The organism is Pseudomonas syringae (assembly GCF_021605415.1).
Lineage (GTDB): Bacteria > Pseudomonadota > Gammaproteobacteria > Pseudomonadales > Pseudomonadaceae > Aquipseudomonas > Aquipseudomonas syringae_S.
The window spans coordinates 182209-198366 of the sequence record NZ_WKEQ01000008.1 but is presented as its reverse complement, the minus strand read 5'-3'; the positions used below and the strand labels follow the sequence as shown (position 1 = coordinate 198366).

Here is a 16158-nt window from a genome sequence, read left to right as displayed (position 1 = left end):
ACCTACAGATGTGAAAAAGAGCCACCCCCAAGCCCCGACCGAACCGCCACCACCCGCGACCGAAAACCGCGAACAATCCCGCAACGCCTACGACGTCCTCGAACTTGCCGGCCTGCCCACCGAAGAAGCCCTGCGCGCCAATAACGGCACGTTTACCGTCAACGTCCTGCTCAAGCCACGCTTGCAACCGCCTCATCAGTTACGTCTGGTGCTGGACGACGAACCCTACGGCCAGCCAAGCAATGTGCCGGTGCTGCAACTGGTGAATGTCGACCGGGGCGAACATCGTCTGGCCGTTCAGGTCATCAATGGCCAGGCGATCCTCCAGCAGAGTCCTGTCGTGGTTTTCACCGTGCAACGGGTGCATACGCCGTGATTCGCGGGTTGCTGTTCGTCAGCCTCGCCCTGCTAAGCCTCTGCGCTTCGGCCGAGGTGTTCACCTATATCGATGCTCAAGGCAATCGCGTCTATACCGACCAGCCGCGCCCGGGCAATGCCAAGCGTGTGCCGCTGGCAACCAGCAATCGTATGCCTCCCATCTCAACCAGCAGCGCGCCACTGACAACGGCTAAAAAACAGGATGCGCCGCCGCCCTTCCACTACGACATGCTGCGCATTCTGATTCCCGAACCGGACGCCACACTGCGCAGCAGCGCCGGCGAACTGATCGTCAGTGTCACCAGCGAGCCCGGCTTGCAAAAAGGTCATCGCTACCGCTTGCTGCTCGACGGCCAGACGGTCGGCGAACCGGGCTTGAGCCCGGTGTTCCCGCTGAGCAACATCGATCGGGGCAGCCATAACCTGTCCGTGGAAATCCTCGATACCGACAATCGCATCGTCGAGCGCACAGCCAATCAGCCATTCCACATGCTACGCATCTCACTGGCGCAAAAACGCCAGATCAAACCCTGTACCACGGACGATTACGGCGTGCGCCCAGAATGTCCGCTGAAGGACAAACCCGAAGAACCGAAAAACCCTTTCCTGCGCTTCTTCTGACGCCGTTCAGCTTTGCGCACTATATTGGTGCGATAAGCTGCACCGTACTCACATTCCAACCCATTTTGGTTCGAAACTTCCCGAATGAGCTGGCCACGTGCCACGCAAACGAGCGTCAAACGCCTGTTTCAGGCATCGAACGCTTCTTTTCGGAGCCTTGGTTTGGTTTTTGCATTTTCCGTGTAACAGCGCCTGTTTCTCGCGCACGCCATGCTCCAAAAAGGGGTTCAGATGACCATTAGCGACGCACTGCACCGCCTGCTACTCGACAACCTGACCACTGCCACTATTCTGCTCGACGCTGAATTGCGCCTCGAATACATGAACCCGGCAGCGGAAATGCTGCTGGCCATCAGCGGTCAGCGCAGCCATGGACAGTTCATCAGCGAGCTGTTCACCGAATCCACCGAGGCGCTCAATTCGCTGCGTCAGGCCGTGGAACAGGCGCATCCGTTCACCAAGCGCGAAGCGATGCTCACCGCCCTTACCGGCCAGACCCTCACCGTCGATTACGCGGTGACGCCGATCCTGAGCGATGGCGCGACAATGCTGTTGCTGGAAGTCCACCCCCGTGATCGCCTGCTGCGTATCACCAAAGAAGAAGCGCAGCTGTCGAAACAGGAAACCAGCAAGATGCTGGTGCGCGGCCTGGCACACGAAATCAAAAATCCTCTGGGCGGCATCCGTGGCGCCGCGCAATTGCTGGCCCGCGAACTGCCGGAAGACAGCCTGCGCGATTACACCAATGTGATCATTGAAGAAGCCGATCGCCTGCGCAATCTGGTCGATCGCATGCTCGGCTCGAACAAACTGCCGTCGCTGGCCATGTGCAACATTCACGAAGTGCTCGAACGCGTCTGCCAGTTGGTCGAAGCCGAAAGCCAGGGCTGCATCACGCTGGTGCGCGATTACGACCCGAGCATTCCCGACGTGTTGATCGACCGCGAGCAAATGATTCAGGCCGTGCTGAATATCGTGCGCAACGCCATGCAGGCGATCAGTAGCCAGAACGAGCTGCGCCTGGGCCGTATCAGTCTGCGCAGTCGCGCCATGCGCCAGTTCACCATCGGCCACATCCGTCATCGCCTGGTGACCAAGATCGAAATCATCGACAACGGCCCGGGCATCCCGGCGGAACTCCAGGAAACCATTTTCTTTCCCATGGTCAGTGGTCGTCCGGACGGTACCGGGCTGGGCCTGGCCATTACCCAGAACATCATCAGCCAGCACCAGGGCCTGATCGAGTGTGAGAGCCACCCCGGCCACACCACGTTCTCGATCTTTCTGCCACTGGAACAAGGAGCCACATCGACATGAGCCGTAGTGAAACCGTGTGGATCGTCGATGACGACCGTTCTATCCGTTGGGTTCTGGAAAAAGCCCTGCAACAGGAAGGCATGACCACCCAGAGTTTCGACAGCGCCGACGGCGTGATGAGTCGCCTGGCCCGTCAGCAGCCGGACGTGATCATCTCCGACATTCGCATGCCGGGTGCCAGCGGCCTCGATCTGCTGGCGCGGATTCGTGAACAACACCCACGGCTGCCGGTCATCATCATGACCGCTCATTCCGATCTGGACAGCGCTGTCGCCTCCTATCAGGGCGGTGCGTTCGAATACCTGCCAAAACCGTTCGACGTCGACGAAGCGGTGTCGCTGGTCAAGCGTGCCAACCAGCACGCCCAGGAACAACAAGGCCTGGAAGTCGTCCCGACACTGACCCGTACCCCGGAAATCATCGGTGAGGCGCCGGCGATGCAGGAAGTGTTTCGCGCCATCGGGCGCTTGAGCCACTCCAACATCACCGTGCTGATCAACGGCGAATCCGGCACCGGTAAAGAACTGGTCGCCCACGCCTTGCACCGCCACAGCCCGCGCGCGGCTTCGCCGTTCATTGCGCTGAACATGGCGGCGATCCCGAAAGACCTGATGGAGTCCGAGCTGTTCGGCCATGAAAAAGGCGCGTTCACCGGCGCGGCCAACCTGCGTCGCGGACGCTTCGAACAGGCTGACGGCGGCACATTGTTCCTCGACGAAATCGGCGACATGCCGGCCGACACCCAGACCCGCCTGCTGCGCGTTCTGGCGGACGGCGAGTTTTATCGCGTCGGCGGCCACGTACCGGTCAAGGTTGACGTGCGGATCATCGCCGCAACACACCAGAATCTGGAAACCCTGGTGCACGCCGGGAAATTCCGTGAGGATTTGTTCCACCGCCTCAACGTGATCCGCATTCACATCCCGCGGCTGTCGGATCGTCGCGAAGACATCCCGACCCTGGCCAAGCACTTCCTCAGCCGCGCCGCGCAGGAACTGGCGGTAGAGCCGAAGCTGCTGAAGAGCGAGACCGAGGAATACCTGAAAAATCTGCCGTGGCCGGGCAACGTGCGTCAGCTGGAAAACACCTGCCGGTGGATCACCGTCATGGCGTCCGGACGCGAAGTGCACGTCAGCGACCTTCCGCCGGAGCTGCTGAGCCTGCCGCAGGATTCGGCACCCGTGACCAACTGGGAGCAGGCGCTGCGTCAGTGGGCCGATCAGGCGTTGGCGCGCGGTCAGTCAAGCCTGCTCGACAGTGCGGTGCCAACATTTGAGCGGATCATGATCGAGACGGCTTTGAAGCACACTGCCGGACGTCGTCGTGACGCGGCGGTGTTGCTCGGCTGGGGGCGCAATACCCTGACCCGCAAAATCAAGGAATTGGGGATGAAGGTGGATGGTGGGGATGATGATGAGGGGGATGAAAGCTAAGCCCTGCATTCTTCGCTGACCGTAAAACCCACCGCGAGCAGGCTCGCGCCTACAGGGGAACGCGTTCCACTTGTAGGCGTGAGCCTGCTCGCGATGCTTCCAGAGCCCGCATGCACCGGATCAATGCACGCTGACCCGTGATCGGGCATACCGGCCTGCCGTGAACCCCTTCAGGCAAGATCGAAAAACCACAGCTGCACATACACGAAAGCCCCGGATTGCGGGGCTTTCGTGTATGTGGGGAAATTTTCTGTTTCCAAATACTTAAATTGGCACGCGCCCTGCAATAACCCTTACAGGTGATTCGATTCACCACCCGTTTCGGGGACCTTGGTACAGGCAGGCCGGGGATTCCCCTCTTTACACCGGGCTCACACCGCACAAGCGACGAGCCCACCCCGTTTTGGGGCCCTTGATACAGGCAGGTCAGGGGTTCCCTCTTTACACCGGGCTTACGTCGCACGATGCAAGCCCAGCCTTTTGGGAACCTTGGTACAGGCAGGCCGGGGATTCCCTCTTTTATTGCTCTCGGAGACGGATCTCCAGCCGCCAGCGGTCATCAACCTCGTGACCGGCCCACTCGCCTTGCAGTGGGCGCGCCGCCACCAGCGTCAGCAACAACCCTCCGTCACTCAATCGCGTCCGCCAGTTCACGTCCTTGCCGTTGAGCTTGAGCTGGCCTTTCTGCGCCTTGCCCTCGGCCTCGAACAACAACGCGACGCTGCCATCGACGATCTCGCCATGCAGTTTCGGCTCGTTGTTGAACCACGCGACCAGCCCCCCTTCAGTGACCTCGATCTGCTCGAGCACACTCGGATCAGGCGTGGTCAACCGGCCGATCATCAGACCGACCATGACCCCGACAATCGCCAGCGACGCCATCACTCGCGGGAATAGTTTCGAACGCGGATCCGCTTGCGGCGTAGAATGCGCGTCATCTTTACCTTCGGAGCCGTGCATGTTTCACGTCATCCTTTTTCAACCAGAAATTCCGCCGAATACCGGCAACGTTATCAGGCTGTGCGCCAACAGTGGCTGCCACCTGCATTTGATCGAACCGCTGGGCTTCGACATGGACGACAAACGTCTGCGTCGGGCGGGGCTCGATTACCACGAGTACGCCACCCTGCAACGCCACGCCGACCTCGCCAGTTGCCTGGAAAGCCTCGGTAACCCACGGCTGTTCGCGTTCACCACCAAAGGCTCGCGGCCGTTTCACGATGCGGCGTTTGTGCCCGGCGATGCGTTCCTGTTCGGCCCGGAAAGCCGGGGTCTGCCTGCCGAGGTGCTCGACGCCCTGCCGGCCGACCAGCGCCTGCGCCTGCCAATGCGTGAGGGCTGCCGCAGCCTGAACCTGTCCAACACCGTAGCGGTCGCGGTCTACGAAGCCTGGCGCCAGAACGACTTCAAATAAAACATGAAGTGATCATTCCACGATCTGCGCGGGAACGATCATTCGGCGACCATGAAAACAAATGTGGGAGCGAGCCTGCTCGCGAAAGCGGTATATCAGTCGACATGTTCGTCATCTGACACGCCCTATTCGCGAGCAGGCTCGCTCCCACATTGGGTGTTGCCTGGCCGTTTATTGAACGGTCGGGGTCTCGCCGCTTTCCTGCATGCGCTGCAGCTCTTGCGCGTACAGGGCGTCGAAGTTCACCGGGGCCAGCATCAGCGCCGGGAACGAGCCACGGGTGACCAGGCTGTCCAGGGTTTCGCGGGCATACGGGAACAGGATGTTCGGGCAGAACGCGCCGAGGGTGTGGCTCATCGACGACGGATCAAGGTTCTTGATCAGGAAGATACCGGCCTGTTGCACTTCAGCGATGAAGGCTACTTCGTCACCGTTCTTCACGGTCACCGACAGGGTCAGCACGACTTCAAAGAAATCGCCTTCCAGCTCTTTCTGGCGGGTGTTCAGATCCAGACCGACGCTCGGATCCCACTGCTGACGGAAGATCGCCGGGCTTTTCGGGGCTTCGAAGGACAAGTCGCGTACATAGATGCGCTGCAAGGAGAATTGCGGTGCGGTTTCTTCTTCGCTGGCTGCAGTGTTCTGTTGGTCAGTCATCTCAGATCCTTTCTGATCTTGGGTCTTTTAGGGTTCTTTGTTTGAAGCCGAGTGCAGCCGTTCAGGCCTTGAGCAGCGCGTCGAGCTTGCCGGCGCGCTCCAGGGCATAAAGCTCATCGCAACCGCCGACGTGCTTGTCGCCGATCCAGATCTGCGGCACGGATGTGCGCCCCGCTTTCTGAGTCATTTCGGCACGCAACTGCGGCTTGCCATCGACCTTGATCTCTTCGAAGGCCACGCCTTTGTTCGCGAGCAGATACTTGGCGCGCGAGCAGTAAGGGCAGTAATCGCTGGAATAGACGACGACTTTGTTCATATCACTTCACCAATGGCAGGTTGTCGCCCTTCCAGCTGGAGATCCCGCCGGACAGTTTGGCGGCGGTGAAGCCGGACTTCATCAACTCACGGGCGTGGGTGCCGGCGGTCTGGCCGAGGGCATCGACCAGAATGATGGTCTTGGCCTTGTGCTTTTCCAGCTCACCAACGCGTGCAGTCAGTTTGTCCTGAGGAATGTTGACCGCGCCCACGATGTGACCGGCGGCGAAATCCTTGATCGGGCGGATGTCCACCACGATGCCTGCATCCTTGTTGACCAGAGCGGTCAATTCGCCGGTGCTCAGGCTTTTACCGCCGCCCTTCATGGTGTGCGCAAGCAGCAGAGCCAGCAGTACGACGAAGATACCGACAAGAATGTAGTGGTTAGTGGCAAATTCAATCAGGTGAGCAACCATCGAAGGAGGTTCCAGGGCGTTAAAATGTCGGCCAGTATACACAGCGACCATGGTCGACCAAACCCCGTCCGGCGGTGACGGCGCAGGAACTTAGCTTTAAACTCTCACTCCCTTTTCCATCGCCCTCTATTAACTCAGCCACGAGTGGATTCCATGACTACCACGCCTAAACCTTTGGTCCTGATGATTCTCGACGGCTTCGGTCACAGTGAGAGCCACGAATCCAACGCCGTGTTCGCGGCGAAAAAGCCTGTACTGGACCGTTTGACGGCCACCGTGCCAAACGGCCTGATTTCCGGCAGCGGCATGGACGTCGGTCTGCCCGACGGCCAGATGGGCAACTCTGAAGTCGGTCACATGAACCTCGGCGCCGGCCGCGTGGTGTATCAGGACTTCACCCGCGTGACCAAATCGATCCGCGACGGCGAGTTCTTCGAGAACCCGACCATCTGCGCCGCTGTGGATAAGGCCGTGGCCGCGGGCAAAGCCGTGCATTTCATGGGTCTGCTGTCCGACGGCGGCGTGCACAGCCACCAGGATCACCTGGTCGCCATGGCCGAACTGGCCTTCAAGCGCGGCGCCGAAAAGATCTATCTGCACGCCTTCCTTGATGGCCGCGACACGCCGCCGAAAAGCGCCACCTCGTCGATCGAACTGCTCGACGCGACCTTCCAGGCACTCGGCAAGGGCCGCATCGCCAGCATTATCGGTCGCTACTTCGCGATGGATCGCGACAACCGCTGGGATCGCGTCTCCCAGGCCTACAACCTGATCGTCGACGGCAAGGGCGAATTCAACGCCGCCACCGCTCAGGAAGGTCTTGAAGCCGCTTATGCGCGCGGGGAGAGCGACGAATTCGTTCAGGCCACCTCCATCGGCGAGCCAGTGAAAGTCGAAGACGGCGACGCCGTGGTGTTCATGAACTTCCGCGCCGACCGTGCCCGCGAGCTGACCCGGGTGTTTGTCGAAGACGATTTCAAAGAGTTCGAACGCGCCCGCCAGCCAAAACTGGCCGGTTTCGTCATGCTGACCCAATATGCCGCCAGCATTCCCGCACCTTCGGCCTTCGCCGCCGGCAGCCTGGAAAACGTGCTGGGCGACTACCTGGCGAAAAACGGCAAGACCCAACTGCGTATCGCCGAAACCGAAAAATACGCCCATGTGACCTTCTTCTTCTCTGGCGGGCGTGAAGAACCGTTCCCGGGCGAAGAGCGCATCCTGATCCCGTCGCCGAAAGTCGCCACCTACGACTTGCAGCCGGAAATGAGCGCGCCGGAAGTCACCGACCGCATCGTCAATGCCATCGAAAACCAGCGTTACGACGTAATCGTGGTCAACTACGCCAACGGCGACATGGTCGGCCACAGCGGCGTGTTCGACGCGGCAGTAAAAGCCGTGGAATGTCTGGACACCTGCGTCGGTCGCATCGTCGAGGCACTGGAGAAAGTCGGCGGCGAAGCGCTGATTACCGCCGACCACGGCAACTGCGAAAAAATGTCCGACGAAGAAACCCACCAGGCGCACACCGCGCACACCACCGAGCCGGTGCCGTTCATTTATGTCGGCAAACGTGACCTCAAGGTGCGTGAAGGCGGCGTACTGGCGGATGTGGCCCCGACCATGCTCAAGCTGCTGGGCCTGGAAAAACCGGCGGAAATGACCGGCACATCGATTCTGGTCTGATTGAACCCCGAAGCACCGCAAAACCCTGTGGGAGCTGGCTTGCCAGCGATAGCAATCTGACAGCCGACAGCGATGTTGGATGTGCAGGCGCCATCGCTGGCAAGCCAGCTCCCACAGTGGTTTATGGCGTTTTCCAGATGGAATCGGGCCTGTCGTTTGCTCCAGTTATCACACAGCCCCAATTGGGCGTTTTTTTTGCAGCGTCGGGCGGGCATACTAGGCCGTCCCTTTCCCTGGTGCCGCCCGCCCCTATGCTTCGCGTCCTGATCGCCCTTGCTCTGACCTGCCTGCTCCAACCGGCCTTCGCTGACGAGCGCGCGCAAACCCAACAGCAGTTGGACGCCACGCGTCAGGACATTGCCGAGCTGAAGAAACTGCTGGGCAAGCTCCAGGAAGAAAAATCAGGCGTGCAGAAAGAGCTCAAAGGCACCGAGACCGAGATGGGCAATCTCGAGAAGCAGGTCGATGCCCTGCAAAAAGAGCTGAAGAAAAGCGAATCCGAGCTGCAGCGTCTCGATGCAGAGAAAAAAAAACTCCAGAGCGCGCGCACTGAACAGCAACGACTGATCGCCATCCAGGCCCGTGCGGCTTATCAGAATGGCCGCCAGGAATACCTGAAACTGCTGCTCAACCAGCAGAACCCGGAAAAATTCGCCCGCACCCTCACCTATTACGATTACCTGAGCCAGGCGCGCCTGGAACAGCTGAAGAACTTCAACGAAACCCTGCGCCAACTGGCGAATGTCGAAAAAGACATCTCCATGCAGCAGGCGCAATTGCTGGTACAGAAAAGCAGCCTCGACAGCCAGCGCGACGAACTCGACAAAGTCCGCAAGGAACGCCAGAAAGTCCTCGCCAAACTCAACGACGACATGAAGGCTCGTGACCAGAAACTGGCGTCACGCGAGCAAGATCAAGCAGACCTGTCTAAAGTCCTTAAAACCATTGAAGAAACCCTCGCCCGTCAGGCCCGGGAGGCAGAAGAAGCGCGGCAGAAAGCGCTGATCGCCCAGCAGGAAGCCGAAAAAAAGCGTTTGCGTGAGGCCCAGGCTGAAAACAGCGACGCCCCACGTAAACCGGCTCGATCGACACCTGGCGCGCTGGTTTCCAGCAGTGGCGAGACCTTTGGCGGTGCATTTGCTGCGACCCGGGGAAAACTTCCATGGCCGGTTGATGGTCGATTGCTCGCGCGCTTCGGTGAACGCCGTGGCGACGATGCCCGCACCAAGTGGGACGGCGTGATGATCAGCGCCGCCGCCGGCAGCCAGGTGCATGCCGTGCACGGCGGGCGCGTGGTGTTTGCCGACTGGTTGCGTGGCGCGGGGCTGCTGGTGATTCTCGACCACGGCAACGGTTTTCTGAGTCTTTACGGTCACAACCAGACACTGCTCAAGTCGGCAGGTGACGTGGTTAAAGCCGGTGAGTCCATTTCCACCGTCGGCAACAGCGGCGGGCAAGACACATCGGCACTGTATTTCGCAATTCGTCAGCAGGGTCACCCGAGTGATCCGGCGCAATGGTGTCGCGCGCAAGGATAAGCGCGTTACCTAATTCAGGAGTTCGTTCGACATGCTGCATTTGTCCCGCCTTACCTCGCTGGCCCTGACGATCGCCCTGGTGATCGGCGCGCCCCTGGCGTTCGCCGCACAACCGGCCCCGACCGTCGCACCGGCAGGCACCGCAGCCACCGCCAAGGCACCGTTGCCGCTGGAAGAGCTGCGCACCTTTGCCGAGGTCATGGACCGGATCAAAGCCGCGTATGTCGATCCTATCGACGACAAGACCCTGCTGGAAAACGCCATCAAGGGCATGCTCAGCAACCTTGATCCGCACTCGGCTTACCTCGGCCCGGAAGACTTCGCTGAACTGCAGGAAAGCACCAGCGGCGAATTCGGCGGCCTCGGCATCGAAGTCGGCGCCGAAGACGGCTTTATCAAAGTCGTGTCGCCAATTGACGACACGCCGGCCTCGAAGGCCGGCATCCAGGCCGGCGACTTCATCGTCAAGATCAACGGCGCACCGACGCGCGGCCAGAGCATGACCGAAGCCGTGGACAAGATGCGCGGCAAGATCGGGCAGAAGATCACCCTGACCCTGGTGCGCGACGGCGGCACTCCGTTCGACGTGACCCTGGCCCGCGCAGTGATTCAAGTGAAGAGCGTCAAGGCGCAATTGCTGGAGTCGGGTTACGGCTACATCCGCATCACTCAGTTCCAGGTCAAGACCGGCGAAGAAGTTTCCAAGGCCCTGGCCAAACTGCGCAAGGACAACGGCAAGAAGCTCAACGGCGTGATCCTCGACCTGCGCAACAACCCGGGCGGCGTGCTGCAAGCGGCGGTGGAAGTGGTCGACCATTTCATCACCAAAGGCCTGATCGTCTACACCAAAGGCCGGATCGCCAACTCCGAGCTGCGCTTCTCCGCCACCGGCAAGGACGAAAGCGAAGCCGTGCCGATGGTTGTGCTGATCAACGGCGGCAGCGCCTCGGCATCGGAAATCGTTGCCGGCGCCTTGCAGGATCAGAAACGTGCCGTGGTCATGGGCACCACCAGTTTCGGCAAAGGTTCGGTACAAACCGTGCTGCCGCTGAACAACGACCGTGCCCTGAAGATCACCACCGCGCTGTATTTCACGCCAAACGGCCGCTCGATCCAGGCTCAGGGCATCGTCCCGGACATCGAAGTGCGCAAGGCCAAAATCACCAGCGAAGCGGACAGCGACTACTTCAAGGAAGCCGACCTGCAGGGCCACTTGGGCAACGGCAACGGCGGCGCCGACAAACCGACCGGCTACGGCGGCAAAGCGAAGGCGATGCCGCAGGATGACGATTACCAGTTGGCCCAGGCCTTGAGCCTGCTCAAAGGCTTGAGCATCACGTCCGGCCGTTGAGGATGGTTTTTCGCTGTATTTTCGTGCTGTTGTGCTGTCTGGCGGGCGCCGTTCACGCGGAACCCGCCACGTCAAAACCTCACAAGGTTTACCTGAGCCTGATCATCGACGACCTGGGGCAAAACTTGCCTCGGGATCGACGGGTGCTCGCCCTCCCCGGCCCGGTCACCGCGGCGATCATGCCCGACACGCCCCACGCCACCGAATTCGCCCGCGAAGCCCATCGCGCCGGCAAGATCGTCATCCTGCACATGCCGATGGATCCAGCCACCGGCCCGTTCGCCTGGCATCCTGAATTGCCCATTGAAGAACTCGCCAAACGCCTCGACGCCGCGTTCAAAGTCGTGCCCTACACTGCCGGCATCAATAACCACATGGGCAGCCGCATGACCGCGCAACCGGCCGCCATGGCATGGTTGATGGCGGATTTGCAGCGTCGGCACAAGTTCTTCGTCGACAGCCGCACCAGCGCGCAAACGGTCGGCGCGCAGCAGGCGCAAAAGATCGATCTGGCGAGCGTTTCGCGGGATGTGTTTCTTGACGATGAGCGCACCGAAGCAGCGATCTTTACTCAGTTGCAGACCGCAATCAGCCTGGCGCGCAAGCAAGGTTCGGCTGTGATGATCGGGCATCCGTATCCGCAGACCCTGGCGGTGCTGGAGCGCGAATTACCGAAGTTGAAGGCTCAAGGGATTGAGTGGATTGATATCAGGCAGATGATCAGTGTGCGCAGTAACCGGGCGACGGCTGCGCATGGGAAGGATGGCGTGTATCGCTGAAAAGATCGCAGCCTGCGGCAGACCTGAAGGGAACGCATTCCATTCTAGGAGGTGCCGCAGCCGCGATCTTTTTACAGGCGCTACAAATACCGCGCCATGATCTCGTCCACCACCCCATCCTTGCGCAACTGATCCAGCGCCGCCTGCAACTTCGCAACCGTCTCATCCGACACATCTTTATTGAGCGCCAGATAAAGCTCGGCGCTGTTGAAGCGCAGCACAGTCTTGAGCCCCGTCACACCGTCCTGACGCGCCAGATAGCGCCCGGCCGGGTCACCCGTGGCCCACAAATCTATCTGACCGCTGACAAGCTTCTTCGCGTTGTCCTGATCACGCAGCACCACCACCGGTTTCAGGCCCTGCTTGGTGAGCGTCTCGGCAATGGCATCGCCCTTGTAGGCACCGACTTTGTATTTGCGTGCATCGTTGAGGCTTTCGAGGGTGATCTTGCTGTCAGCCTTGGCCAACATGATCCAGTCGTCCGGACCGATGGGCCCGACCCATTTGAAGAGCTTTTCGCGATCCGGCAAACGCGCCATCACGAATGCACCGTAGCCGGGATTTTCCAGGGCGAGTTTGTAGACGCGCTCCCATGGAAATCGCAGTGTCAGGCTGTAGGTGATGCCGGCACGCTGGAACATTTCGCGGACGATGTCGGTGGCGATCCCGTTGATGTTCTCGCCTTTGGCGAAGTTCTTGCCGTCCTTCGCCATGTTGTACGGGGGGAAGTTTTCCGTCAGGAGCACCAGGTCGGTGTCCGGACTGTTCTCGGCACGGGCAGTGCCGAGCAACAACAGAGAAGCGCTGGCGAGAAGTAAAAGCAGGCGTTTGATCATGTCTGGCTACCGAAATCCATGGCGTGCCCAAGAGTGCCTTGAGCCCGCCATGCTGTCCACTGGCCTGTATCGTTTCTTTAACGCATCACGATGCCGCGATGGGCCATGTAGGCCTTGGCTTCCTGCACGGTGTATTCGCCAAAGTGGAAAATACTCGCCGCCAATACCGCACTCGCGTGGCCTTCGATGATGCCGTCGGCCAAATGCTGCAGGTTGCCGACACCGCCGGAAGCGATCACCGGAATGCCCAGCGCATCGCTGATGGCGCGGGTTACACCGAGGTCGAAACCGTTTTTCATGCCGTCCTGATCCATGCTGGTCAGCAGGATTTCGCCGGCACCCAGGCCTTCCATTTTCTTCGCCCACTCGACTGCATCGAGACCGGTCGGCTTGCGCCCGCCATGGGTGAAGATCTCCCAGCGCGGGGTTTCGCCGGGGCCAGAGACTTTCTTGGCATCAATGGCAACGACGATGCACTGCGAGCCGAAATGCTGCGCCGCTTCGCCGACGAATTCCGGGTTGAACACCGCGGCGGTGTTGATCGACACCTTGTCTGCACCCGCGTTCAGCAGATTGCGGATGTCCTGCACGGTACGCACGCCGCCGCCCACGGTCAGCGGAATGAACACCTGGCTGGCCATGCGTTCGACGGTATGCAACGTGGTATCGCGGCCATCGACACTGGCGGTGATGTCGAGAAAGGTAATCTCGTCGGCGCCCTGCTCGTCATAGCGACGTGCGATTTCCACCGGGTCGCCGGCATCGCGGATATTCTCGAACTTCACACCTTTGACGACCCGGCCGTTGTCCACGTCCAGGCAAGGGATGATGCGCTTGGCTAATGACATGCTTAATCTCCGATTAAGAGTTGCAAGCTTCAAGCTCAAAGCTGCAAGAAAAAGCGGATCGCGGTCGCGCTTCTAACTTGCAGCTCGCAGCTTACCGCTTGAAGCTGCTTCTATCTGGCCGGGTAGCCATCACAAAAAGCTTGAGCCTCTGCCACATCCAGCGTGCCCTCATAGATCGCGCGGCCGGTAATCGCACCGATGATGCCCGGCGCCTTCGCGTCGAGCAGCGACTTGATGTCACCGAGGTTGTGGATGCCGCCAGACGCGATCACCGGGATTTTGGTGGCGGCGGCCAGCGCGGCGGTGAACGGGACATTGCAGCCCTGCATCATGCCGTCTTTGGCGATGTCGGTATAAACGATCGACGACACGCCGTCGGCTTCAAACTGCTTGGCCAGATCGATGACCTGCACGGTGCTGATTTCAGCCCAGCCGTCGGTGGCGACAAAACCGTCTTTGGCATCTAGACCGACGATGATTTTGCCCGGGAACGCGCGGCAGGCTTCAGCCACGAACGCTGGGTCTTTCACCGCTTTGGTGCCGATGATCACGTAGCTCACGCCAGCCTTGACGTAGTGCTCGATGGTTTCCAGCGAGCGGATGCCGCCACCGATCTGGATCGGCAAAGTCGGATAGCGCTTGGCGATGGCGGTGACCACTTCACCATTGACTGGCTGGCCTTCGAACGCACCGTTCAGGTCGACCAGATGCAGACGACGGCAACCGCCCTCCACCCACTTGGCAGCCATGCTCACCGGGTCATCGGAGAACACCGTGGAATCTTCCATGCGGCCCTGGCGCAGGCGCACGCAGGCGCCGTCTTTAAGATCGATAGCGGGAATGATTAGCATGCTTTTCCTTCGTCAAAGAGCTGCAAGCTGCAAGCTATAAGCTGCAAGCGCGCACGCGTGTCTATCTCTTGCAGCTTGCAGCTTGATGCTTGCCGCTGCCCTAATTCTTCTCTAGCGCCCACAGGTCGCTTTCGATGCTTTCAAACCGCTCCTTGAGGTGGGTCTGCACATCGAAAATCGCCCTGTTGTAATAGTGCGGAGCAATTTCACGGGTAAACAGCTCAAGAATTTCTGCTGCTTCGAACGAACCAAGGTCGAGTTCGAAGCGGTCTTCCATGAACCGCTGGATCTTGCGACTGGCCTCACTTTCCTGTTCAGGTGTGAGCGTCAGGATCGGCGGTCTGGACTTCTTGGCGGCCATTTACCAGCGACCGTCCCACGCGGCGAAGTTCTGCAGCAGTTGCAGGCCATGGGTATGGCTCTTCTCCGGGTGGAATTGCACGGCGAAGCGCGAACCGTCGGCCAGCGCTGCAGCGAAGTCGACACCGTAATGACCGCTGCCCACTACCTGCCGCGCATTGGCGGCGGCGATGTAGTAGCTGTGCACGAAGTAGAACCGCGCCAGATCCGGAATGTCATGCCACAGCGGGTGACTCACCGACTGTTTCACTTCATTCCAGCCCATGTGCGGGACTTTCAGGTGTTCGCCGTCTTCATGCAGGTCTTTGCCGAAGAACTTCACCGCGCCCGGGAACAGGCCGATGCAGTCGACGCCGTCGTTTTCTTCGCTGCTGTCGAGCAAGGCTTGCATGCCGACGCAGATACCGAGAAACGGACGATCCTGGCTGACTTCACGCACCAGCGAATCGAAGCCCAGGCGACGGATCTCCGCCATGCAGTCACGAATCGCACCAACGCCGGGGAAAACCACCCGGTCGGCTTCACGGATCACGTCGGCATCGCTGGTGATCAAGACCTTGCCGGCACCGACGTGCTCGAGGGCCTTGGCCACCGAATGAAGGTTGCCCATGCCGTAATCGATTACCGCAACGGTCTGCATTACAGAACGCCTTTGGTCGACGGCATCTGCCCGGCCATGCGGTCGTCAAGCTCCACCGCCATACGCAGCGCGCGGCCGAAAGCCTTGAATACGGTTTCGATCTGGTGGTGGGTGTTGGTGCCGCGCAGGTTGTCGATGTGCAGGCTGACAAGTGCGTGGTTGACGAAGCCCTGGAAGAATTCCTGGAACAGATCAACGTCGAAGCCGCCGACGGTAGCGCGGGTGTAAGGCACGTGCATTTGCAGGCCAGGGCGACCGGAAAAGTCGATCACCACGCGCGACAACGCTTCGTCGAGCGGCACGTAGGCATGGCCATAGCGACGGATGCCTTTCTTGTCGCCGATGGCTTTGGCAAACGCCTGGCCAAGGGTGATACCGACGTCTTCCACGGTGTGGTGGTCGTCAATATGCAGGTCGCCCTTGCTGACGATATCCAGGTCGATCAACCCGTGACGGGCGATCTGATCCAGCATGTGCTCAAGAAAAGGAACACCGATATCAAATCGGGCCTTTCCGGTGCCATCTAGGTTGATCGAGGCTTTGATCTGGGTTTCCAGAGTGTCGCGCTCGACAGACGCCATACGTTCGGCCATCACCAGCTCCGCAAAATCATTGGGCGAAAAAGGCAGCCATTATAGGGGCGCGGGCGGGAAACAGAAACATGAGAGGTGATATGACTGACGGATAGAATCCCGTGCAGTCGGGAATAGACATGTCCATA

19 protein-coding genes are annotated in these 16158 nt (G+C 60.0%); 9 read left to right on the top strand and 10 right to left on the bottom strand.

Translation table 11 applies throughout. The features are described from left to right. The 4 genes from GIW69_RS08340 to ntrC all read left to right on the top strand — a co-directional run. Positions 1 to 376 (top strand): DUF4124 domain-containing protein (locus GIW69_RS08340; RefSeq protein WP_236481660.1); only part of this gene is annotated, 376 nt, incomplete at its 5' end. Further along, on the top strand, positions 373 to 999 hold the full coding sequence (locus tag GIW69_RS08335) for a DUF4124 domain-containing protein (protein WP_236481659.1): 627 nt from the start codon (positions 373 to 375) through the stop codon (positions 997 to 999). The genes GIW69_RS08340 and GIW69_RS08335, both read left to right, overlap by 4 nt. Before the next feature lie 231 nt (positions 1000 to 1230). Beyond that, entirely contained in the window at positions 1231 to 2316 is a 1086-nt protein-coding gene (gene glnL / locus GIW69_RS08330) for a nitrogen regulation protein NR(II) (protein WP_236481657.1), read from the top strand. Then, positions 2313 to 3749, top strand: a complete 1437-nt coding sequence (gene ntrC, locus GIW69_RS08325; RefSeq protein WP_236481656.1) for a nitrogen regulation protein NR(I) — start codon at positions 2313 to 2315, stop codon at positions 3747 to 3749. The genes glnL and ntrC overlap by 4 nt, the downstream gene beginning before the upstream one ends. A gap of 519 nt (positions 3750 to 4268) precedes the next feature. Here ntrC and GIW69_RS08320 read toward each other — a convergent pair. Continuing rightward, positions 4269 to 4709, bottom strand: a complete 441-nt coding sequence (locus tag GIW69_RS08320; RefSeq protein WP_236481655.1) for a hypothetical protein — start codon at positions 4707 to 4709, stop codon at positions 4269 to 4271. Here GIW69_RS08320 and GIW69_RS08315 point away from each other — a divergent pair. Further along, on the top strand, positions 4708 to 5163 hold the full coding sequence (locus tag GIW69_RS08315; protein ID WP_236481653.1) for a tRNA (cytidine(34)-2'-O)-methyltransferase: 456 nt from the start codon (positions 4708 to 4710) through the stop codon (positions 5161 to 5163). The genes GIW69_RS08320 and GIW69_RS08315 overlap by 2 nt on opposite strands. A 171-nt stretch (positions 5164 to 5334) precedes the next feature. On the opposite strand, the gene secB is transcribed toward GIW69_RS08315, so the two are convergent. The 3 genes from secB to GIW69_RS08300 form a co-directional block, all read right to left on the bottom strand. Further along, complete coding sequence (secB, locus tag GIW69_RS08310; protein WP_221733139.1) at positions 5335 to 5820, bottom strand: protein-export chaperone SecB; 486 nt, start codon at positions 5818 to 5820, stop codon at positions 5335 to 5337. Positions 5821 to 5881: 61 nt separating this feature from the next. Continuing rightward, the gene (grxC, locus tag GIW69_RS08305) at positions 5882 to 6136 is read right to left on the bottom strand and encodes a glutaredoxin 3 (RefSeq protein ID WP_236481651.1); all 255 of its coding nucleotides are present in this window, start codon (positions 6134 to 6136) and stop codon (positions 5882 to 5884) included. A 1-nt stretch (position 6137) separates the two neighbouring features. After that, on the bottom strand, positions 6138 to 6551 hold the full coding sequence (locus GIW69_RS08300) for a rhodanese-like domain-containing protein (RefSeq protein WP_236481649.1): 414 nt from the start codon (positions 6549 to 6551) through the stop codon (positions 6138 to 6140). 153 nt (positions 6552 to 6704) lie between these two features. On the opposite strand from GIW69_RS08300, the gene gpmI reads away from it, so the two are divergent. The 4 genes from gpmI (at position 6705) to GIW69_RS08280 (ending at position 11902) form a co-directional block, all read left to right on the top strand. Next, positions 6705 to 8234 (top strand): 2,3-bisphosphoglycerate-independent phosphoglycerate mutase, encoded by a 1530-nt coding sequence (gene gpmI / locus GIW69_RS08295; protein WP_236481648.1) that lies wholly within the window; start codon positions 6705 to 6707, stop codon positions 8232 to 8234. Between the two features lie 251 nt (positions 8235 to 8485). After that, the gene (locus GIW69_RS08290) at positions 8486 to 9772 is read left to right on the top strand and encodes a murein hydrolase activator EnvC family protein (protein ID WP_236481647.1); all 1287 of its coding nucleotides are present in this window, start codon (positions 8486 to 8488) and stop codon (positions 9770 to 9772) included. Positions 9773 to 9803: 31 nt separating this feature from the next. Next, positions 9804 to 11123: a S41 family peptidase gene (locus GIW69_RS08285; protein WP_236481645.1), complete on the top strand. Its 1320-nt coding sequence runs from the start codon at positions 9804 to 9806 to the stop codon at positions 11121 to 11123. Between the two features lie 2 nt (positions 11124 to 11125). Beyond that, complete coding sequence (locus tag GIW69_RS08280) at positions 11126 to 11902, top strand: divergent polysaccharide deacetylase family protein (RefSeq protein ID WP_236481643.1); 777 nt, start codon at positions 11126 to 11128, stop codon at positions 11900 to 11902. A gap of 80 nt (positions 11903 to 11982) precedes the next feature. Here the strand turns inward: GIW69_RS08280 and GIW69_RS08275 are convergent, their stop codons facing one another. From GIW69_RS08275 to hisB, 6 genes are all read right to left on the bottom strand, one after another. After that, the gene (locus tag GIW69_RS08275; RefSeq protein ID WP_236481641.1) at positions 11983 to 12738 is read right to left on the bottom strand and encodes a substrate-binding periplasmic protein; all 756 of its coding nucleotides are present in this window, start codon (positions 12736 to 12738) and stop codon (positions 11983 to 11985) included. A gap of 77 nt (positions 12739 to 12815) precedes the next feature. Then, a complete protein-coding gene (hisF, locus tag GIW69_RS08270; protein ID WP_236481639.1) occupies positions 12816 to 13586 on the bottom strand; it encodes an imidazole glycerol phosphate synthase subunit HisF in 771 nt (256 codons plus the stop codon). A gap of 110 nt (positions 13587 to 13696) precedes the next feature. Then, positions 13697 to 14437: a 1-(5-phosphoribosyl)-5-[(5-phosphoribosylamino)methylideneamino]imidazole-4-carboxamide isomerase gene (gene hisA, locus GIW69_RS08265; protein ID WP_236481637.1), complete on the bottom strand. Its 741-nt coding sequence runs from the start codon at positions 14435 to 14437 to the stop codon at positions 13697 to 13699. Between the two features lie 100 nt (positions 14438 to 14537). Continuing rightward, a complete protein-coding gene (locus tag GIW69_RS08260; RefSeq protein WP_236481635.1) occupies positions 14538 to 14798 on the bottom strand; it encodes a DUF2164 domain-containing protein in 261 nt (86 codons plus the stop codon). After that, positions 14799 to 15437 carry an imidazole glycerol phosphate synthase subunit HisH gene (gene hisH / locus GIW69_RS08255; protein WP_236481634.1) on the bottom strand — a complete coding sequence of 213 codons (639 nt, stop codon included), beginning with the start codon at positions 15435 to 15437 and terminating at the stop codon, positions 14799 to 14801. Then, on the bottom strand, positions 15437 to 16030 hold the full coding sequence (gene hisB / locus GIW69_RS08250) for an imidazoleglycerol-phosphate dehydratase HisB (protein WP_007897437.1): 594 nt from the start codon (positions 16028 to 16030) through the stop codon (positions 15437 to 15439). The genes hisH and hisB overlap by 1 nt, the downstream gene beginning before the upstream one ends. Positions 16031 to 16158: the final 128 nt, after the last annotated feature.